This window comes from Congzhengia sp. (assembly GCF_037235575.1).
Lineage (GTDB): Bacteria > Bacillota > Clostridia > UBA1381 > UBA9506 > Congzhengia > Congzhengia minquanensis.
The window spans coordinates 109,188-127,324 of record NZ_JAXUNN010000038.1; the positions used below are offsets into that span (position 1 = coordinate 109,188).

Below are 18,137 nucleotides of genomic sequence, written 5' to 3' on the forward strand. Positions count from 1 at the left end.
CCGTGTTATTTTTTAGATGTTATTGTGCGGGAGTGGCTCAGTGGTAGAGCGTCACCTTGCCAAGGTGAACGTCGCGAGTTCGAATCTCGTCTTCCGCTCCAAAAACTAAAATCTTGCCTTAAAGTTAAGGCAAGATTTTAGTTTCAAAATTGAATGAAACGGCGCCATAGCCAAGTGGTAAGGCATGGGTCTGCAACACCCTGATTCCCCAGTTCAAATCTGGGTGGCGCCTCCACGTTGCGGCGAACCTTTTGGTTCGCCGCATTTTCATGCGAAAATACGGCTTCACTTAATCGGCTGCCGCTCCTCTTTCGCAAAAAGGCACGCTTATGCCTGTTCACTTGCAAGCTCGCTTGCAACGGCTTACAGTTACTGCCGCCTTTTCGCGAGTATGTGCCTGCGGCGCATAGGTATTTTTTTTGGAAGGGTTAAGCCATCTAATATATCCTTTTTCATATGTATTTACACAGCCAATCAATTTATATGGTCAATTGTTTGAAATATGACAGTTGGCTTTTTACAATTTACTTAATTGTAACTAAATGGTTCTTTTTCAGTGCTATATGTATATTTTATCAAATTTGGTACATCATAATGGCAAATAACTGTTATGGTACAGATTTTTCAGCAAAACCCGTAGTCGTGGGCTGTGCGGGCGCTGTTGAAGGAAAGAGGAGTATTATTTATGGAAAAAATTAAAGCTATTCAGTATGGATGCGGAAAAATGAGTAAATATACATTGCGATATATGTACGAGCACGGAGTACAAATTGTTGGTGCAATTGATATAAACCCTGAAGTGGTCGGAATGGATATTGGTGATTTTGCAGAGCTTGGTGTCAAAACGGGTGTGATTATCAATAGCAATGCCGACGAAATCTTGGACAACACCGATGCTGATATCGCAGTTGTTACACTTTTCAGTCTGGTTAGTGACTGCTACGAACACTTTGTTAAATGTCTGAGTCGTGGAATCAACGTCATCTCGACCTGCGAGGAGGCTACCTATTGTTGGACAACCGACCCTGTACGTGCTAACACTCTTGACGTTATTGCCAAAGAACATGGCTGCACATTTGTCGGAAGCGGAATGGAGGATACTTTCTGGATAAACATGGTCGGTATGATTGCTGGGAGTTGTAATAGTATCAAAAAAATTGAAGGCGCAGTAAGCTATAATGTTGAAGATTATGGTTTGGCCTTGGCAAAAGCTCATGGGGTAGGATTAAGTGCAGATGAATTTGAAAATCAAATTGCACATCCTGAAACTATAGAACCATGCTATGTATGGAACTCAAACGAAAGCCTTGCCGCAAAGCTTGGACTTACAATTAAAAGTCAGACGCAAAAGTGTGTTCCGTATTTTAAGGAAGATGATGTTTATTCCTCTACAATGCAGCGAACAATCCCTAAAGGAGAGTGTATTGGAATGGCGGCTGTGGTAGAAACTGAAACATTTCAAGGTCCAATCATTGAAACCAGATGCATAGGCAAGGTATATGGTCCCGATGATGGCGATATGTGCGATTGGAAAATTATTGGCGAACCGAATACCGAATTTCATGTAGTCAAACCTGCTACAGTTGAGCATACATGCGCAACTATTGTCAATCGCATTCCGAGTGTATTAAATGCGCCGTCGGGTTTGGTAACTGTTGACGAATTAGATGAAATTTCGTATTTAGCCTATCCAATCGAATTTTACTGTTGATAAAAATAATTAAACCTTGTTTGATCATTAGAGAAACAACAGATTGTAAAAGATTTTCAATGTCTGAGACATTGAAAGAACAAGTAAGATGACATTCCATGTTATGAAAAACACCCGCGCTTTGCGCGGGCGTTTTTCATAAACTTTTTGTATGTTCATTTGTTTCAGTTATGCTCTGCATATGTAGAGCTTCCAAACCCAAGAATGAGCATAAAAATAGGGTTTAATAAAATTAATCCGATTGCAAATCCCACACCGTGCCCAAATGCTTTTGATAGCTTAAAATATTGGAGAATGGAAATAACGGCAACAACAATATACAAAATGAGTGCGATAATGGCTGCCAAACTGTTTTGCATGCTGTTAAAGATTCCAGCAAGAATTGCTGCAACAACACATATCCAGAACATGGACGGTTTCCAGCATATCCGATACAGAACGTGCCCGTTCAGAATCGGGATAATTGATTTCCAGCCGGCTTCCCCGGCCTTGGTGAATATTTTCCACTGCGCAATTACTAAAAGAACATAGTAAACGATAGCAATTATGCTTATCGTTGCGAGTGAACCTAAAATAAACGCCATAATTTCAGAATCTGACATTTTAACCCCTCCTTTTTTTAATGATATTATACTATATGAATAAAAATATGTCAATAATAATAAAAAAATAGGTGATTATGCACAAAAACATGTATGGAAAATTATGCAAAATTTTAGTAAAACGATGTTTAGAAAGGAATGAAACAGTATGAATGAAATTTGGAAACAATTATATAATGCGGCAAAACAAAAGCTGAACCCAAAGGTTATCTCGCCATTTGTGGAAAGCGGAGGCGTGGCAGCGGCTGTGCTGACAGAAAAGGGAAACATTTACACCGGCGTGTGCATTGACACGGCCTGCACTCTTGGAATGTGCGCCGAACGAAACGCCATTGCAAACATGATTACCAATGGTGAAAGCAAAATCATAAAACTGGTGTGTGTGATGAGAGACGGAACCTGCGGCTACCCCTGCGGCGCCTGCCGGGAGTTTTTCATGCAGCTTGGACGGGACAGCGCGAATATAGAAATTTTAACAGACCTAGACGGCCTAAAAACAATTACGTTGGGGGAACTTTTACCAAACTGGTGGGGTGGTGATCATTTATGGGAGCATTAAAATGCAGAATAATAAAGAATCCCCATGGAAATGAGGCCAAATAGAACGATCAGTCCTAATAGGATTTTGTCTTTTCAAATTACCTCTACCAGGTCGCCGTCTTTTTTGCAGTAAGAAAGCACAAAACATAATAGGCCCAGGAAAAATAAAACGTATATAAAACAAGTTGCAGGAGGCGAAGGTTTATAGTATAGTATTGTTTATGAACGGAGGTGCCATTCATGGATCTGGAAAAATGGTTGAAAGAATATGAAGAGAAAATAACAGGTCTGTTTCACAGCCGGATTTTGTTTTTGGGGATTCAGGGAAGCTATTCCCGGGGCGAAGCGGACGAAAACAGCGACATTGACGTGGTTTTAATTTTAGACCAGGTTACGGCAGACGACTTGAAACAGTACCGCAAGGCCATTGACCATATGGATTATCGGGAAAAAATCTGCGGGTTTGTTGCGGGCGAGAAGGAGATTTCCGGCTGGGAAAGGGCAGATTTGTTCCAGTTTTATTACGACACGGTTCCGATCATTGGCTCCCTGGACTATTTTGTTCCTGCCCCCGGCCGGGAAGAGGCGGTGCGTGCCGCCGTTGCCGGCGCGTGCGGAATTTATCACGGTGCTTCCCACAACTTTTTGCACGGACAAAGCGGCGCGGTGCTGAACGGCTTATGCAAAACGGCGGCCTTTGTTATGCGCGCAAGGTTGTTTTGTGAAACAGGAACGTTTTTTAGAACGAGAGCGGAGCTTTACGCCGCTGCGGACAAAACAGAGCGGGAACTTTTAGACGCGGGACAGCGTTTAAAAAGTGACGAAACGCTTTTAAAATCGGAGTTTGAAACCATAACGCAAACGCTTCTTTCGTGGACAAGCGAAATGGTTCAAAAATATTCAAAACAGGTTGGGAAGTACATATGAACATTTCATTTTACAAAGCGGATTATAAGGATTTAAAAAAGCTGCTGTCCCTGTGCAGGGAAGCGGCAAATGCGCCTTACAGCACTTGGAACGAGAACTATCCGAACGAGGAAATTTTAAAACAGGACATTGCCGCGGGCACGTTATATATCATTCAAATGGATCACCGGGACGCAGGATTAATTGCCGCAGGCGAAAACGGAGAGTTAAACTGCTTGCCCTGGGACGGGGCGGCCTGCCGCCCGTGCGAAATCGCCCGGTTCGGGCTGGTTTCACAAATGCGGGGCAAGGGCCTTAGCAGGCTGGTGCTCAAAGAGGCCATAGAGCTGTGCAAACAACAGGGGTTTGACACCATTCGCCTCATTGCAAGCTGCGGCCAGCCGGTGGTAAAACGGCTGTATGAGGGTGAGGGGTTTCAAAGCTTTGGCACGGCACGTTTGTTTGAGCACGATTTTGTGTGCTATCAAAAAAGGATTGTCTGATAAAAACAAACCGCGGGGTGATTCGCGGTTTGTTTTTTTATAAATCGAACATGTCTTTTTTGTCTTTGCGGTCTTGCTTTTCATATACATAAAAATCACCGTTTTTGCTGCATACGGCAAGATAAATGTCTTTAATATGCGAAATGTTTTGTTTTTTCAGCTCTTTATTCAGCCAGTCTTCGTTATAGCCCGCATTTTGCAGGTTGCCGGAAAGCACCTTGCCGTCTAAAATCACGTTGGTGTATAAGGTGTCTTCTGCTGGCGTTAATTTTAGGTCCTGGGTTTTAACAGGCCGCGCCGCAGTGGTTGGCAGAATACTGATTTTTCCGTTGGACTCCTGCACAGCGGTTTTTATGTCGTTCAAATTAAAATATCCCAGCAGCCGGCACTGCATTAAAAATTCGTTGATGTCAATTTTTGCCTTGTCAAAGTTTTTGTTATAAATCTTTCCGTTTTTCATTAAAATGATCGTGCGCCCCTCCACAAACCGGCGAAACCCCAAGGATTTGCAGGAAATTTGGGCAAACACAATCACCGCAATGGCATAAATCACCATAGCTACCAGCGGGTCTAACATATTCTCAACATCTGACGTAGCAAGTTCCGCCGCAATGGAACCGATGGTGATGCTGTTCACATAATCGAATAGATTCATTTGTGAAATTGCCCGGTTTCCAATGAGCTTTGCCAAAATAAACATAACGGCAACGGAAAGCAGGGCGGTTAGGGTTACGCTTAAAATTTCCACAGGTATCATTTCCTTTTCATTGTTTTTGATTAGTTTAACCACTTTTTGCACCTTCATGCGGGGGCAAAATTTTTTTGAATTTTTTATGTTTACTCTTGACTTTTCAGTGGGAATTTGGTAATATGAAAGGCGGTATAGATGGTGGTTTCTTTTATCATGAAAACGATTACCAATTGTCTATTATTTTATATTTCAATAAGGAAGGATGAAAAAACATGGCAGGAGAAAATTTAGACGCATTCAAAAATACCGCCAGCGGTAACAAAGAAATTGACGCCAGCAAAAAGGTGAAAGTTGGTATCATCGGAACAGGTTGGATTGCCGGTGCGCACATTCAGCAGTATCTCCAGATGCCCGACGTTGAAATTATCGCGGGCGCAGACTTAATTCCCGGAAAAGCAGAGGCGTTTTTTAAAGAGAACGGCGTTACCGGCGCACGCTGCTATCCCGACCACGTTTCCATGCTCGATGCAGAGCCCGAGCTGGACGCTGTCAGCATTTGTACATACAACAAAACCCACGCAGAGTGCGCAATTTATGCACTGAAAAAAGGCGTTAACGTTTTGCTTGAAAAACCCATGTGCGTAACAACTGAAGAAGCATTGGAAATTATGAAAGCAGAAAAGGAAAGCGGCAAAATTATTTCCATCGGCTTCCAGCCCCGTCTTGACCCCAATATGCAGAAAATTAAAGCAATTGTGGACAGCGGTGTGCTTGGCAAAATTTATTATATTCAGACAGGCGGCGGCAGACGTCACGGCATTCCTACGCCGTTCGGCACAACCTTTATTCAGGAGGACACCGGCGTTATCGGCGCAATGGGCGACATTGGCTGCTATTCATTAGATATGGTGTTAAACGCAATTGGTTATCCGAAGCCGTTAACCGTTACGGGCTACACCTCAAACTTCTTCGGTAAAGACCCTCACTATTTTGAAATGGACGGCAAGCCGGCTGAATATGCCGATCTTTTCGGCGTTGAAGATTTTGCGGCAGGTTTTGTTCGTTTAGAGGGCGGCATTATTTTAGACTTCAGAATTGCATGGGCAATGCACTTAGACACACCGGGAGACACCATTATCATGGGTTCAAAGGCATCTTTGCGCATTCCTTCCACAGAGTGCTGGAACGGCGAGTTAGATAAGCCGATGGTAATTTACACAGAGGTTGCAGGCTCGCAGCTTGAAACAGTTGTTCCCAAAATCTTTGTAGACCCCAACGACCCGACCCAGTCCTGCTTCTACAAAAAGGTTCGCTCTTTCTTAGACGCTGTGAAAGAAGGCGGAAAAGCGCCTGTTCCTACAAGCCAGATTCTTTACAACCAGGCAATTATCGATGGTATTGTAAAATCTGCTAAAATTGGCAAGGAAATTGCAATTGAACTTCCGGAGGTTTGATTGATATGGGAAACTTAAAAATTGGTTTGCAGCTGTATTCTGTGCGCGACGACATGGCGCAGGATATGTATGCCGCATTGAAAAAGGTTAAGGAAATCGGTTACGACTATGTTGAGTTTGCCGGCTACTTCGACCACAGCGCAGAGGAAGTAAGATCTATGCTGGACGAAATCGGCCTCACATGCGTTTCCGTTCACCAGGCTTATAACCTGTTTTTAGAAGAGGGGCAAAAGGCTGCCGACTATTTAAAAACCATTGGTGCAGACTATGCCGCAATTCCGTGGATGGCGGCGGAAGACCACAAGGGCTGTGACCACTATGACAACGTAATAGCAGACATTACAAAAGTGGGCCGGCTGTTAAAGGACAACGGCATTCAGCTTCTTTACCACAACCACGATTTTGAATTTCAGAAATATGACGACAAGTTCTTATTAGACTGGCTTTACGAGTCGGTTTCAGAGGATTTGCTCCAAACCGAGGTTGATACCTGCTGGGTGAAATATGCAGGCTACGACCCCTGTGAATATTTGAAGAAATATACCGGCAGAAGCCCGGTAGTGCATTTGAAGGACTTTACCTGCAAACGGTTTGCAGGCGGCCCTGCCTATGCGCTGATTGACGAAAACGGCAAGGAAATTAAAACCACAAGGGAAGACAATGGGTTTGAGTTCCGTCCCGTTGGCATGGGCCTGCAGGACTTCCCGGCGATCTTAAAAGCCGCCGAAGAAGCAGGAGCTGCCTATGCGATTGTTGAGCAGGATGCGTCGGTTGACCGTCCGCCAATGGAAGCAGCTAAGCTCAGCCGTGAATATTTAAAGAAAATCGGATATTAAAAACAGAACCGCCGGGCAATTTGCCCGGCGGTTTTTTTACTTCTTTTTGAAATCAATAATCAGCTTCCCGTCATGAAAGGATAAAAATTTGTTTTTCTCTTTCATCTGCCCGGTTTTTCTTTTTCCGGCAGGCACAATGTTGTTTCTGCGCCATACGCTGAGGATGATGCCGATAAGCGCCATCGTTACACAATAGTCCGCACCGCCGTAGGAAATGAGCGGAACGGAAAGGTCTGCAAAAGGAAACAAATTAAAATTCATTAAAATGCTGAACACAAATTTAATCGTCAGCACCAGGCAGGCAGAGAGGGAAAGGAAAAAACCAAATCTGTTTTTTACTTTGTTCACCGTTAAAAACAGCCGGATCAAAAACACGATTACCACAGCAACCAGAAAAAGTCCCGCAATCCAGCCGAATTTTGTAATAATGTTTACCAATACATATTCATTTGCGGCATTGGGCATAGTTCGGTCGATGGGCGCGCCTAAAATATCGAAATTTGTGGCGCCGATTGGCTTTGATGCCATGAGCCACTTCTGGGCCGTCATGGGCAGATATCCTGCGCCCAGCGGGTCGGCGTTATAGTCGATAAATGCCCAGAGTTTTGTCCTTAAATATTCCGGCATGAGAAAGAATCCAATCACTGCGGCGAGAAACAAAAACAGACAGCAAATAAAGATATATTGCTTTTTGTTTTGCAGCGTATTGCTTTTTAAAACCGCCACAGCTGCCGATACAAGGAGCATTACCGCAAAAATTAAAATGTTAATCATGGACGGATATAGGGCGGTGAGCACCATTGGCAAAGCGGCAAGCAAAAAAAGCTTGATAAAATCAGACCATCGCTCTGCCTGGCACAGCCACACAGACAGTGGAATAATGGTGAAGTGCAGAAGCCCCGCAGGTGAAAAACCATATCCTGCAAAATATACGACTCTGTGTGAGCCGTTTATCCGGGCGCCGAACAAGCCCAAAATCAATATAAGGTTAACGGCGGCATAGAAAAACCAGGATAATTTGAAAAGCTTTGTGTAGTCGAACATGGTAACGGAAAGAAGCACGGCTAAGCCCACACCGGAAAAGAATAAATAGCGGGGAAATTGAATTTGCCCGGAATCTTGACCGATGAAATACATGGCTGCCCCGCCGAAAAGCGCAATGAGAACCGTCAGCAGCAAAAGCGACCACTCAATTTGCGGACGGTGCTGTTTGTCCAGCCGCGTGCCGATTACATCTGCATCCCCCATGGCGGCAATGGCTTTGCCTAAAGCTTCGTCTTCGTTCAAGCCCTCAGACAGATAGGTGTCTTTTAATTCGTCAATATGCTCGGAAAGCTCCTGCCGGACTTCGCTGTGCACCGCCTTGCAAGAAATATGTAGACAGATTTGATCTAAAAAGGCGCTTATTTTATTCATAGCAGGCCCTCCTAAACGCGGTTATGCTGGAAACAGAGCCAATTATGGTGTTTACTGCATTGGAATAGGTTTTCCACTCTCTTTTTTTCTCAATTAACAGCTTTTTGCCCAGCGGCGTAATCTGATAATATTTTCTGCGCTTCCCGTTGTCTGCGTCAAACCAATAAGAGGCAATGGCGCTTTCATTTTCCAGACCGTGCAGCATGGGGTAGAGCGTGCCCTCCTTAAGCTCAAATATGTTTTCCGACTGCTTTTTCAGCTCTTGGGTTATCTGGTAGCCATACATATCCCTTTTCTCCAACAGCGACAAAATTAAAATGGAGGTGCTGCCTTTCATCAGTTCCTTGTTAATTTTCATGTGATCACTCCTATACATATAAATTCTATATACATAGATTTTCTATGTATTAAGTATAGCAGAATAAATATTTCTTGTCAAGAGAAAAATAAAAAAACTCCGGGCTTATATGCCCGGAGCTTTTTTTGGCGCTTACAGTAATGACTCATACAGTTTTATAATATCTTCCACACAGGTGTCCTTAGGGTTTCCCGGACGGCAGGCGTCGTCAAATGCAGACTGGGCCAGGAATGGAATGTCTTTGGGATTTACAATTTCTTTTAAATCAGCAGGAATGCCTACGTCTTTAGATAGCTGTTTCACTGCGTCAATTGCCGCTTTGCGATATTCCGAAGCGTCCATGGAATCCACGTTTTTCACACCCATAGCCCGGGCAATTTCCCGATATTTCTCGCCGGCGGCCTCTGCATTATATTCCATAACCGTAGGTAAAATGATAGCGTTCGCCACACCATGAGGCGTATCATACAGCGCGCCTAAGGGGTGCGCCATGGAATGAACAATGCCAAGCCCAACGTTGGAAAAGCCCATTCCGGCCACATACTGTCCCAGCGCCATGCCTTCCCGTCCCTCGGAGGTGTTTTCAACCGCTCCCCTTAAAGAGCGGGAAATGATTTCAATAGCCTTTAAGTGGAACATGTCGGAGAGCTCCCAGGCTCCCAAGGTGATGTAGCCCTCAATTGCGTGGGTAAGGGCATCCATGCCGGTAGCCGCGGTGAGGCCTTTCGGCATGGACTCCATCATGTCAGAGTCCACAAAGGCAACCACCGGAATATCGTGGGGGTCAACACAGACCATTTTACGGTTTTTTTCTGCATCAGTGATTACATAGTTAATGGTAACTTCAGCCGCTGTGCCCGCTGTGGTGGGAACGGCAAAAATGGGAATACATTTGTTCTTAGTGGGGGCAACCCCTTCCAGACTTCTCACGTCTGAAAATTCGGGGTTGGTAATAATAATGCCGATGGCCTTAGCCGTATCCATTGAGGAACCGCCGCCAATGGCAATGATATAGTCGGCCTGTGCTGCCTGAAATGCCTTAACTCCGTGCTGCACATTTTCAATGGTGGGGTTGGGCTTTATATCGCTGTAAACCTCATATGCGAGGCCTGCGCCCTCCAGAACATTCAGCACCTTTTTTGTCACGCCAAATTTGATAAGGTCCGGGTCGGAACATACAAAAGCCTTGTGAAATCCGCGGCCTTTGGCTTCTTGGGCAATTTCGTTAATTGCACCGGCGCCGTGATAGGATGTTTCGTTTAAAATAAATCTGTTTGCCATTTCACATTACTCCTTTATTATTTTATTGATAGTATATGCAGCTTTTCTGTTTCCAACCATATAGAGCCTGTGCTGTAAAGTTTTTCTTATGATACTGTGTTTTTCACAGGCCGCGTTATGTCTAAAATTTTGCTGACGTCAAACAAATCCTCCAGCTTGTCCGCGCTGTAATAAAGTTCACTGCCGCCGATTACCCGCCGGCCCTGGCGGAGATAGTCATTCCCCATGGTCACGCTGGACTGGTTTGAATTTGCCGGACAGAATATGTTAAACCCTTTTGTTTTTAAGTATTTAAACTTTTCGTTATCCTCTTTATATTCGCCGCTTTTCACAATGTCTGTCCCGCCGGCATATATTAAAATATTTGTACTGCCTACAATGGGTTCAACCTCGGTTTCCCAGCGGTCGGCGTCGGTTTTCAGCCTTTCCAAGCTGTTGTTGGCATATGATGTGTAGGCCCAGCTGTTGCTGGCAAAGGTGTAGCCCAGTTCTTTTAACCGGTTGGCCACGGTTTTTGCTTTCTCGATATCGCCTTCTTGATACCCCTCGCCATTTGGATTGGTGCGGTAGCCCAAAACGCCGTCATATCCAGTAACGGCCAGGGTTGCCCGGGCGCCTTGATAAGAAAAGTCCGGATGTTTATTGATAAAGTTTTCTAAAATCGGCACCAAATCGAAAGCACCGGTGGTAACAGTGCCGTTTTCGTCTGTATATTCGCAGGCCGGAAGCCCGTCTTCGCCGATAACGATTTTTGACGCAAACCCATCACCTTTTAAACTGGTGTAGTAAGAAACGTCTTCCTGAGAAAGAACAAGGGGCTTTTTGCCCTCGGGCAGATAGATATCGCAAAATTCAAAGCCGTCGCTGCTGCTTTTGGCGATGTCGTTTAAGTCCACCAAAACATATCCCCGGCTGTATAGACTGTCTAACATTTTCGAAAACTCCGTAACGGTAACCATATTGCGGTCATATTTATCCGCGCTTTCGTCTTTGTCGAAGGCTTTCGACGTGTCGTAAACAAGCGTGCGGAACGAAATGTGTGGAATTTTGGTGTTGTCTTCAAACTTTACCAGCTTTGCTTTCCCGTCCTCATATTTTAAAATCGCAGCCTTTAGTTCTTTCTTTTTTTCATATTTCTCGCCGTAGGATTGGATAATGTCAATGGCCTTGTCATAGTCGTAGCCCGCGGCGGCAAGGTCTGCACTGGAAACAAGCTGGGCAATGTCCGGCTTGTCCTTTTTACCGCCGCCAAACAAACCGGCGATGCCCCGCACCGCGGCGACAATACCTGTAATGACAAGTGTCAGCACAAGCAGAAAAGCCACAATGACAATGGAAAGGCGGGTGATAATCCGCTTTTTTCTGGCCTTACGCCGTTGAGCGGCAAGAGCGCGGCTACGCTCCGATTCACGGTTGGCGGTTTTTAAAATTCCCGCAATATCATCGTTATATTTTGTTTCTTTATATTTATCATCAAAGTCGTAAATACCTGTGTTGTTTAAATTTTCACCTTTGTTGTTTTCATCGAATGGTTCAGACATGGTTTAAGCCTCCCAAAATTTATCTTAAACTTTATTATATCAGAGGAAAGGGCAAAAAGCAACAAAGTGTGACGAAAAAAAGGCGGAACATTGTAAAAGTGCTGTAACGGCTTGAGAGGACTTCATGAAAAAGCCTTGATAAAACAAGAGGTTATCTTATATTTGAGTAAAAATTGTTGCATATTATATTATTTTACATACCGGATGCGCAGCAGGATATAGAAAATTACTGTGGGGATCACAGGAATGGTCCAGATTTGCAGTCCTTTCAAATACCATATGAGACATCCGCCGGCAATGCCTGACAGCCACGCGAAAAAGGGAATGGTGCTTTTAGGCGGCTCCAGTTTCTTGCGGAGCAGCATTTCTGCGACAGCCAGTCCCGCCAATAGCATGACGCTTAACACCAGCGAACGGGTAAAATGTGATAAATAATTCGACATTCTTGCCACACCAACGAGAATGGCCAGCCCTCCCATGAAAAACACCACTGTTTTATGGGAAAGGTTTCCACCCAAAAAGGTTCTTTTTACGAGACTCTGCAATGCAAGGCTGCCGTTATATAAATTTACGATCTGAGTAGTGTACGAACATAATGCCAACCAGATGATACTCGGAATTGCCATTTGCAAAAGTAAGATTCCATAGGTCAGGTTCTGCGCATCCATTGCACGGGCAATAAAAATACCGTACAGATTACCAAGTATAAGCGCAGCTGCATAGGCCAACACACACAATATAACGGAACGTCTGCTTTTCGCAAAACGGCAGATATCCGGCATAGTGGTGGCGGACATACAGAAATTTCCGACGATCAGCGTACATGCGGCGCCAAAAGACAGCTGAGCTTCCGGCTGGCCGTGCAGCAAAAAGCCAAAGCCGCCTTTTATGGTTCCGAGATGTATGATATTGTATATGGTCAAAACGATGATAATCGGGACAGCGATACCGCTGACAATAACCATGCCTTTCCAGCCGTTGCACGCTAAAAATATACTGATTGATAGGATGAACAGGGTAGTAATCACAGCCGGGAAAGGCCAGCTTGGGAAAAGGACAATGAAAATATTTGCCAGCCATTCCCCGTTTATGCCAACCCAGATGATCATTGCAAGTATAATCAATACGGAAAATACAGAAGCAACTTTACCGCCCAATATTTTTTGTATCAGATTTACACTGGTATAACCTGACTCGTAACCGGCCATACCCCAAAAAGCAGCAATAATGCATAAAACCACATTTCCGGTCAGGGAGGCAGCAATGGCATTCCAAAACGGCATGGCACTGCCCAGCTGAACGCCGATTGTTATCCCGGAGGTAGAAAGCGCAAAGCCGAACAGAATAAGCGCAAGCTTTGCGGTGGCTTTTCTTTTTTCTGAAGGAACAGGAGAAAAAGCATATTCATATGTTTCATTAAAAAAAGAAGTGATATTCTGAAATCCTTTCATATTTTACCTTCTCCCGTCATTCTGTTATGATCTGAATAGCATCTCTTCCTTGCTCTTTTACTGTATAAAGCGCCTTATCTGCCAATTGGAACGTTTCCTCGACAGAGCGGCTTCCGATGATTGCGCCTCCGATACTGAGCGTAGCAGGCAAAGAAGCGTTTTCATAGCTGCATTCTTTCATTGCTGTCTGCAAGGCCTCACATTTCTGCTCAATGGATTCCATATTTTCGGCAGCGTTTATGATATACAGCATAAATTCGTCGCCACCCCAACGGCAGAGAATGTCTTCTTTATAAAAAATACGTTTTAAATGGTATCCCATACACTTTAACACAGCATCGCCGCACTGATGTCCGTAAACATCATTGAAATGCTTAAAATGATCTACGTCTATCATCAGCAGCAAGTCGTTTGTGATGTCTGTTCCAGGCGTAAGCCGTTTCTTTATTTCCGACTCTGCACCGGCCCTGTTATAAAGCCCGGTGATATTGTCATACATGCCCAGCTTAATCAGCTGCTCTTTTTCCTGATATGCTTTTTCTGCATTGGTAAGAAAACCAAGTAAGCTAATCGGTCTGTGATAGGATTCTGCAGTAGAAACCACGGAGAAAGTCAAACGGAAGTGCTGCCATTTTCCGTTATTGAGCTTACAGGTCAATTCGACGTCATAGGCTTTCTGCTCCAGCCCATCGGAGAGCATTTTTTCAAATTGCTGATTGGTTAAGGATATTTCTTTGTCCGGTCTTTCCAAATAAGCGCTGAAATTGCTGATTTCAGAAGGCATGGCCAGTTTGTTTGCAGATTTACCGAACAGCGACAATTTGTCTGTCATATAGTCATATTTAAAGCCTGCCTCTCCCACGGTATCGGCAAACATTTGATAGCTTGCGGCGTATCCCTGTATGGAAACACTCTGACGGTTTTTAATCCGCATATAGATGACGATGCTCATAATTGTCAGAACAGAAATCGTTATAAGCACACAGATAATTTCAAAGGGGTAGGAATAAACAAAATCCCCTAGGCTTTTGCCGGAAATGGTTCGGTTATACGCCAGGCTTTCGTTGATATCATTTCTGTTGATGCCTGCAATGGTCTGGTTCAGCAGCGGTTTTAATACTGCACTTTCATTTGTGCAAATTCCAAACCTTAGCTGCACGCTGACATTGATGGGGATAGACACAAGTTCCCGGTTTGTATATCTCTGAGTATAACTGAGACCGGTATAAATATCGCAATACATGGCATCAACCTGTCCTGCACGGATCGCCGCCAGACATTCTGCCGGTGTGTGAAAGGGCTTATGTATAATGGAAGGATTTTGAGAAAGGATGGGATAGCCTTCTATTTCCGCTACCGTATATTTCGCTGCATCGCTCAAATCTGTATTTTTGCTGCGCAGCATCATCATTCCGGATTCTAAATAGGCGTCGGAAAGCTCTAACTGATAGGTGTTTTGTTCATCGGAATAGACTGCTGCTAAAACCGCAATATCAGCTTGACCGTTTTCTGCCATTTTTATGGCGTGCATATAGTCGTTTGCCTCAATATATTCTACTGTTAGGCCTGTTTCTTTCTCAAATCGTCTTATAATATCAACGGCAAGTCCCCGCGGCGCACCATATTTGCCGTCTAACGACGAAATGGGCTGCCAATCGTCTATCACAGCGGCCTTTACGGTTTTTTTTCGGGTAATATAGTCCTGTTCCTCCGGTGTAAAAGCTTCTCCGGCAATTCCATGTGCGTAGGTAATATTGCCTGCAAGTAAAACAACAAGTGCTGTCCAAACAGAAAGTATTTTTATTGTATCATATATTTTTCTGTTCATAACACCATCTGCCTTTCGCGATTGTTATTTGCAATAAGGTAACCGTACGCAAAACGTATCTCTTTTTATTATCAACATGAAGCGTATGATAATTTTTATCCGCAGCATATTGAAGTATTGTAATTATATCACTCATTTGTGCAAAAAGCAAGATTCTTATTTTTTCGTTTTGCAGGAAAGGCGAAATAATATAATTGCAGAACAGATAACTATGATAATAATTTTTATTGGAATTATTAGAGTTCATATTTAGATAGATTTATAAAATGGCATATAAATGAAAATAAAAAAATGTCTGAAAAAGCATTTTTCAGACATTTTTCATTGATTGGCAAAACAGATTATTCCGCCTGTAACATATTTTATTGATAGTCGCCCAAATAAGTTTTGTTTGCTTCAAACAGTTCGTCTGTCATCTGCTTAATTTCATCTAACGAGCACACGGCACTTGTTAAAGGATCCATGCAAACCGCCTGAAAAACCTTGCGCCTGTTTTTCTCCATTGCAGCTTCAACTACCAGGTTTTCCAAACGGGCGGTGGTGTTCACCAAAATTGCCAGATGGGCCGGAAGATTGCCCACATAAGTTTTGTGGTAGCCGGCCCGGTCAGCAAGCACAGGAATTTCCACACACGCGTCGCTTGGAAGATTGGGAATGCAGCCGTCGTTTATCACGTTTCCGTTAAATAGAAAAGGCGTGTGGTCGCCGATTCTGGCGTTAAAAATGTTTGCTGCATATTCTTCGCTTTTCTCCAATGAAATCTGATCCACCGGGTTCTCTTCAAGCCACTGGTCAATCTCGTCACGCCAGTGGCCCTCGCGCTCTAAGCGCAAATTTAGCGAAAAGGCATAAAGCCCGGGATTCCAGTTGGTGCTGTGGGTGCAATATGTTTCAATGAGATCCGGGCGCTTTCTAAACCATGGATTATATTCCGAGTTGTGGCCGGAGGATTCGGTTACATAATAATCTAAGTTTAAAAACATGTTATTTCTAACGATTTCCTTATTATAAAATTCTGTATTCTTTAATTTTTCACACAGAAGTGGGTAAAGGTCTTTGCCGCCTCTTTGCAGCTTTAAGTAAAAGGCCTGGTGGTTCACACCGGCGCACAGATAGTCAATTTCCTCTTTCGGAACCTCAAGCCATTCGGCCAGCATTTTCACCGTGCCCTGCACACTGTGGCACAGACCGGTAACCTCCACGTCTGTGTAGGTCTGCATGGCCTTGCACAGCATAGACATGGGATTTGTGTAGTTTAAAAACACTGCGTTGGGACAATATTTTTTTATATCCCCGCAAATTTCCAGCATTAAGGGAATGTTTCTTAGCGCTCTGAAAATTCCGGAAACGCTTCGGGTGTCGCCCACATTGATGTCCACCCCATATTTTTTGGGAATTTCAATGTCGTGCCGCCAAATGTCAATGCCGCCGTTAAACACGGTGCACAAAACACCGTCTGCTCCGGTTAACGCCTCTTCTCTGGATAAAGTTGTCGTAAGTTTTGCCGGTTTGTTCGATGCCGTTACAATTCTTTGGCAGCACTCACAAATTGCCTCAAGTCGCGCAGAGTCTGTGTCCATCAGGCAAAACTCCGCATCATGAAACGCCGGAAAGGTTAGAAGGTCGCGCACGATATTCCTTGTAAAAACAAAGCTTCCGGCGCCGATAAATGCAAATTTTTTCATGGTCTGTCACCCCTTTTTTTATTTAACTGCATCATATCACAGGAAGATGAAAAAAACAATGGAGCATTTTGCTAAATACCTGGACAATTATGCTAAAATGATGTATACTAACCCTGAGGTGGTTTTATGGCAGACGAAAAACTTTATATTGGCGAACAGCAAGATAAATTTAACCAAACATCCTCTGAATATCTTCATGTAAACAGCTGCGGAATTCAGCGGACAATGGGTGCTCCATACCGGGTAATACGCAAAAACGGGCGGGTGGACTATCACATTTTATATATTGTGACGGGAGAATGCCGCGCCTGTTACGGCGATAAAATTTATGTGCTTTCCCCCGGCGGCTTTGTTTTCTACGAGCCGGGGCACAAACAAGATTATCAGTTTGGAAAGGGCATTGACACAACCTCGTTCTGGGTGCACTTTCATGGCACAGGGGCACCCTCTGCCGTTGCAGACTGCGGCATTTCGCCCGGCCCTCATTTGAGGGCCAAAAACAGCAGTGCGGAACACTTTTTTCAGCTGATGGTGAAAACGTTTTATCCCGGCGGCAAAATTTTTAAAACACGCCTGAACGGGCTGCTGTTAATGCTGCTGTCTGAGCTGGGGGAAGCAAAGAAGCAAGCCGCTATTTTGGACAAAATTGCAGAGGCGGTAAGCTTTATCCATTTAAACTACTATCTTCCGATTGACATAAACATGCTAGCAAAAATGAGCAATTTGAGCCGCAGCAGGTTTTTGCATGTATTTAAAGAGCAAATGGGCACATCGCCGCTTCAGTATCAACAACGGTTTAAAATGGAAAAGGCCAAGGAGCTTCTTTCGGTTGGCAGCCTGTCCGTTTCCCAGGTGTCTGCCATGGTGGGATTTGATGACCCTTTTTATTTCAGCAGGGCGTTTAAAAACTGTGTCGGCATGCCCCCGTCTGCATTTCGGAAGGCGCACGGTGAGAAATAAAAAAAACGCCGGAGCAAATCAGCTCCGGCAGAGGAAGGGGTTACCTTAAAATTGTTTGTGATCTTCTGCCCGGCGCGTTTAATGACGGGCTGATGGTTTGGCCGCTTTGATTTGTGTTGGGAAACCCAGCATTTTGAGGAGCAGTTTGCATCTCGCTCTCTAAAACGGCTTCTCTTGCGTGCATAGGGTCTTTAAAAACGCGGATAAACAAAATGTTGTCAATGCACCCGGCGGTTAAATCACCGTTTACTTCTAAAACGATTGCATTTTCTGCAATTCCCACAATTTCGCCGATAACTTTTTCTTTCAGTCCTAAATTCGAGAAAATAATTTCTGCCGTACTGCCTACATTGCCACTTAAAAATCTGCGCATC

17 protein-coding genes and 2 tRNA genes are annotated in these 18,137 nt (G+C 44.2%); 9 read left to right on the forward strand and 10 right to left on the reverse strand.

Features of this window, described 5'->3' with window-relative positions; translation table 11 throughout:
• Positions 1-26 precede the first annotated feature (26 nt).
• The 3 genes from WIG73_RS09240 to WIG73_RS09250 all read left to right on the forward strand — a co-directional run bounded on the left by WIG73_RS09240 (position 27) and on the right by WIG73_RS09250 (position 1,711).
• Positions 27-101 (forward strand) — tRNA-Gly (locus tag WIG73_RS09240).
• Between the two features lie 59 nt (positions 102-160).
• Positions 161-235 (forward strand) — tRNA-Cys (locus WIG73_RS09245).
• 450 nt (positions 236-685) lie between these two features.
• Positions 686-1,711: a dihydrodipicolinate reductase gene (locus WIG73_RS09250; protein ID WP_249312763.1), complete on the forward strand. Its 1,026-nt coding sequence runs from the start codon at positions 686-688 to the stop codon at positions 1,709-1,711.
• Positions 1,712-1,875: 164 nt separating this feature from the next.
• On the opposite strand, the gene WIG73_RS09255 is transcribed toward WIG73_RS09250, so the two are convergent.
• Positions 1,876-2,313, reverse strand: coding sequence for a DUF5684 domain-containing protein (locus WIG73_RS09255; protein ID WP_337400269.1), 438 nt, complete (start codon positions 2,311-2,313; stop codon positions 1,876-1,878).
• A 148-nt stretch (positions 2,314-2,461) separates the two neighbouring features.
• Between WIG73_RS09255 and WIG73_RS09260 the strand changes: the two genes are divergently transcribed.
• From WIG73_RS09260 to WIG73_RS09270, 3 genes are all read left to right on the forward strand, one after another.
• Positions 2,462-2,872 carry a cytidine deaminase gene (locus WIG73_RS09260; RefSeq protein ID WP_337400271.1) on the forward strand — a complete coding sequence of 137 codons (411 nt, stop codon included), beginning with the start codon at positions 2,462-2,464 and terminating at the stop codon, positions 2,870-2,872.
• 221 nt (positions 2,873-3,093) lie between these two features.
• Entirely contained in the window at positions 3,094-3,780 is a 687-nt protein-coding gene (locus tag WIG73_RS09265) for a nucleotidyltransferase domain-containing protein (protein WP_337400272.1), read from the forward strand.
• On the forward strand, positions 3,777-4,262 hold the full coding sequence (locus tag WIG73_RS09270; RefSeq protein WP_337400274.1) for a GNAT family N-acetyltransferase: 486 nt from the start codon (positions 3,777-3,779) through the stop codon (positions 4,260-4,262). The genes WIG73_RS09265 and WIG73_RS09270 overlap by 4 nt, the downstream gene beginning before the upstream one ends.
• A gap of 37 nt (positions 4,263-4,299) precedes the next feature.
• Here WIG73_RS09270 and WIG73_RS09275 read toward each other — a convergent pair whose 3' ends face one another.
• The gene (locus WIG73_RS09275; RefSeq protein WP_337400275.1) at positions 4,300-5,052 is read right to left on the reverse strand and encodes a DUF421 domain-containing protein; all 753 of its coding nucleotides are present in this window, start codon (positions 5,050-5,052) and stop codon (positions 4,300-4,302) included.
• A gap of 173 nt (positions 5,053-5,225) precedes the next feature.
• On the opposite strand from WIG73_RS09275, the gene WIG73_RS09280 reads away from it, so the two are divergent.
• On the forward strand, positions 5,226-6,407 hold the full coding sequence (locus tag WIG73_RS09280) for a Gfo/Idh/MocA family oxidoreductase (protein ID WP_177678140.1): 1,182 nt from the start codon (positions 5,226-5,228) through the stop codon (positions 6,405-6,407).
• Positions 6,408-6,412: 5 nt separating this feature from the next.
• The gene (locus WIG73_RS09285) at positions 6,413-7,243 is read left to right on the forward strand and encodes a TIM barrel protein (protein WP_337400276.1); all 831 of its coding nucleotides are present in this window, start codon (positions 6,413-6,415) and stop codon (positions 7,241-7,243) included.
• Between the two features lie 36 nt (positions 7,244-7,279).
• On the opposite strand, the gene WIG73_RS09290 is transcribed toward WIG73_RS09285, so the two are convergent.
• The 7 genes from WIG73_RS09290 to melA form a co-directional block, all read right to left on the reverse strand.
• Positions 7,280-8,659: an FtsW/RodA/SpoVE family cell cycle protein gene (locus WIG73_RS09290; RefSeq protein ID WP_337400277.1), complete on the reverse strand. Its 1,380-nt coding sequence runs from the start codon at positions 8,657-8,659 to the stop codon at positions 7,280-7,282.
• On the reverse strand, positions 8,652-9,017 hold the full coding sequence (locus tag WIG73_RS09295; RefSeq protein ID WP_337400278.1) for a helix-turn-helix transcriptional regulator: 366 nt from the start codon (positions 9,015-9,017) through the stop codon (positions 8,652-8,654). Before WIG73_RS09295 ends, WIG73_RS09290 begins: the two co-directional genes overlap by 8 nt.
• Before the next feature lie 132 nt (positions 9,018-9,149).
• On the reverse strand, positions 9,150-10,298 hold the full coding sequence (gene fucO, locus WIG73_RS09300; RefSeq protein ID WP_337400279.1) for a lactaldehyde reductase: 1,149 nt from the start codon (positions 10,296-10,298) through the stop codon (positions 9,150-9,152).
• 86 nt (positions 10,299-10,384) lie between these two features.
• The gene (locus WIG73_RS09305) at positions 10,385-11,839 is read right to left on the reverse strand and encodes a polysaccharide deacetylase (protein WP_337400280.1); all 1,455 of its coding nucleotides are present in this window, start codon (positions 11,837-11,839) and stop codon (positions 10,385-10,387) included.
• 188 nt (positions 11,840-12,027) lie between these two features.
• Complete coding sequence (locus WIG73_RS09310; RefSeq protein ID WP_337400281.1) at positions 12,028-13,290, reverse strand: cytosine permease; 1,263 nt, start codon at positions 13,288-13,290, stop codon at positions 12,028-12,030.
• A 16-nt stretch (positions 13,291-13,306) separates the two neighbouring features.
• Positions 13,307-15,118: a GGDEF domain-containing protein gene (locus WIG73_RS09315; RefSeq protein WP_337400283.1), complete on the reverse strand. Its 1,812-nt coding sequence runs from the start codon at positions 15,116-15,118 to the stop codon at positions 13,307-13,309.
• 362 nt (positions 15,119-15,480) lie between these two features.
• Entirely contained in the window at positions 15,481-16,803 is a 1,323-nt protein-coding gene (gene melA / locus WIG73_RS09320) for an alpha-galactosidase (RefSeq protein ID WP_337400284.1), read from the reverse strand.
• Positions 16,804-16,929: 126 nt separating this feature from the next.
• Between melA and WIG73_RS09325 the strand changes: the two genes are divergently transcribed.
• Positions 16,930-17,763: an AraC family transcriptional regulator gene (locus WIG73_RS09325; protein WP_337400285.1), complete on the forward strand. Its 834-nt coding sequence runs from the start codon at positions 16,930-16,932 to the stop codon at positions 17,761-17,763.
• A gap of 40 nt (positions 17,764-17,803) precedes the next feature.
• Here WIG73_RS09325 and WIG73_RS09330 read toward each other — a convergent pair whose 3' ends face one another.
• Positions 17,804-18,136 carry a hypothetical protein gene (locus WIG73_RS09330; RefSeq protein WP_337400286.1) on the reverse strand — a complete coding sequence of 111 codons (333 nt, stop codon included), beginning with the start codon at positions 18,134-18,136 and terminating at the stop codon, positions 17,804-17,806.
• Position 18,137 lies beyond the last annotated feature (1 nt).

Excerpts from the sequence above, each read along its gene's own strand:
- WIG73_RS09250 (WP_249312763.1), top strand. The coding sequence starts at position 686 with ATGGAAAAAATTAAAGCTATTCAGTATGGATGCGGAAAAATGAGTAAA.
- WIG73_RS09255 (WP_337400269.1), bottom strand. The coding sequence starts at position 2,313 with ATGTCAGATTCTGAAATTATGGCGTTTATTTTAGGTTCACTCGCAACG.
- WIG73_RS09260 (WP_337400271.1), top strand. The coding sequence starts at position 2,462 with ATGAATGAAATTTGGAAACAATTATATAATGCGGCAAAACAAAAGCTG.
- WIG73_RS09265 (WP_337400272.1), top strand. The coding sequence starts at position 3,094 with ATGGATCTGGAAAAATGGTTGAAAGAATATGAAGAGAAAATAACAGGT.
- WIG73_RS09270 (WP_337400274.1), top strand. The coding sequence starts at position 3,777 with ATGAACATTTCATTTTACAAAGCGGATTATAAGGATTTAAAAAAGCTG.
- WIG73_RS09280 (WP_177678140.1), top strand. The coding sequence starts at position 5,226 with ATGGCAGGAGAAAATTTAGACGCATTCAAAAATACCGCCAGCGGTAAC.
- WIG73_RS09285 (WP_337400276.1), top strand. The coding sequence starts at position 6,413 with ATGGGAAACTTAAAAATTGGTTTGCAGCTGTATTCTGTGCGCGACGAC.
- WIG73_RS09290 (WP_337400277.1), bottom strand. The coding sequence starts at position 8,659 with ATGAATAAAATAAGCGCCTTTTTAGATCAAATCTGTCTACATATTTCT.
- WIG73_RS09295 (WP_337400278.1), bottom strand. The coding sequence starts at position 9,017 with ATGAAAATTAACAAGGAACTGATGAAAGGCAGCACCTCCATTTTAATT.
- fucO (WP_337400279.1), bottom strand. The coding sequence starts at position 10,298 with ATGGCAAACAGATTTATTTTAAACGAAACATCCTATCACGGCGCCGGT.
- WIG73_RS09305 (WP_337400280.1), bottom strand. The coding sequence starts at position 11,839 with ATGTCTGAACCATTCGATGAAAACAACAAAGGTGAAAATTTAAACAAC.
- WIG73_RS09310 (WP_337400281.1), bottom strand. The coding sequence starts at position 13,290 with ATGAAAGGATTTCAGAATATCACTTCTTTTTTTAATGAAACATATGAA.
- WIG73_RS09315 (WP_337400283.1), bottom strand. The coding sequence starts at position 15,118 with ATGAACAGAAAAATATATGATACAATAAAAATACTTTCTGTTTGGACA.
- melA (WP_337400284.1), bottom strand. The coding sequence starts at position 16,803 with ATGAAAAAATTTGCATTTATCGGCGCCGGAAGCTTTGTTTTTACAAGG.
- WIG73_RS09325 (WP_337400285.1), top strand. The coding sequence starts at position 16,930 with ATGGCAGACGAAAAACTTTATATTGGCGAACAGCAAGATAAATTTAAC.
- WIG73_RS09330 (WP_337400286.1), bottom strand. The coding sequence starts at position 18,136 with ATGCGCAGATTTTTAAGTGGCAATGTAGGCAGTACGGCAGAAATTATT.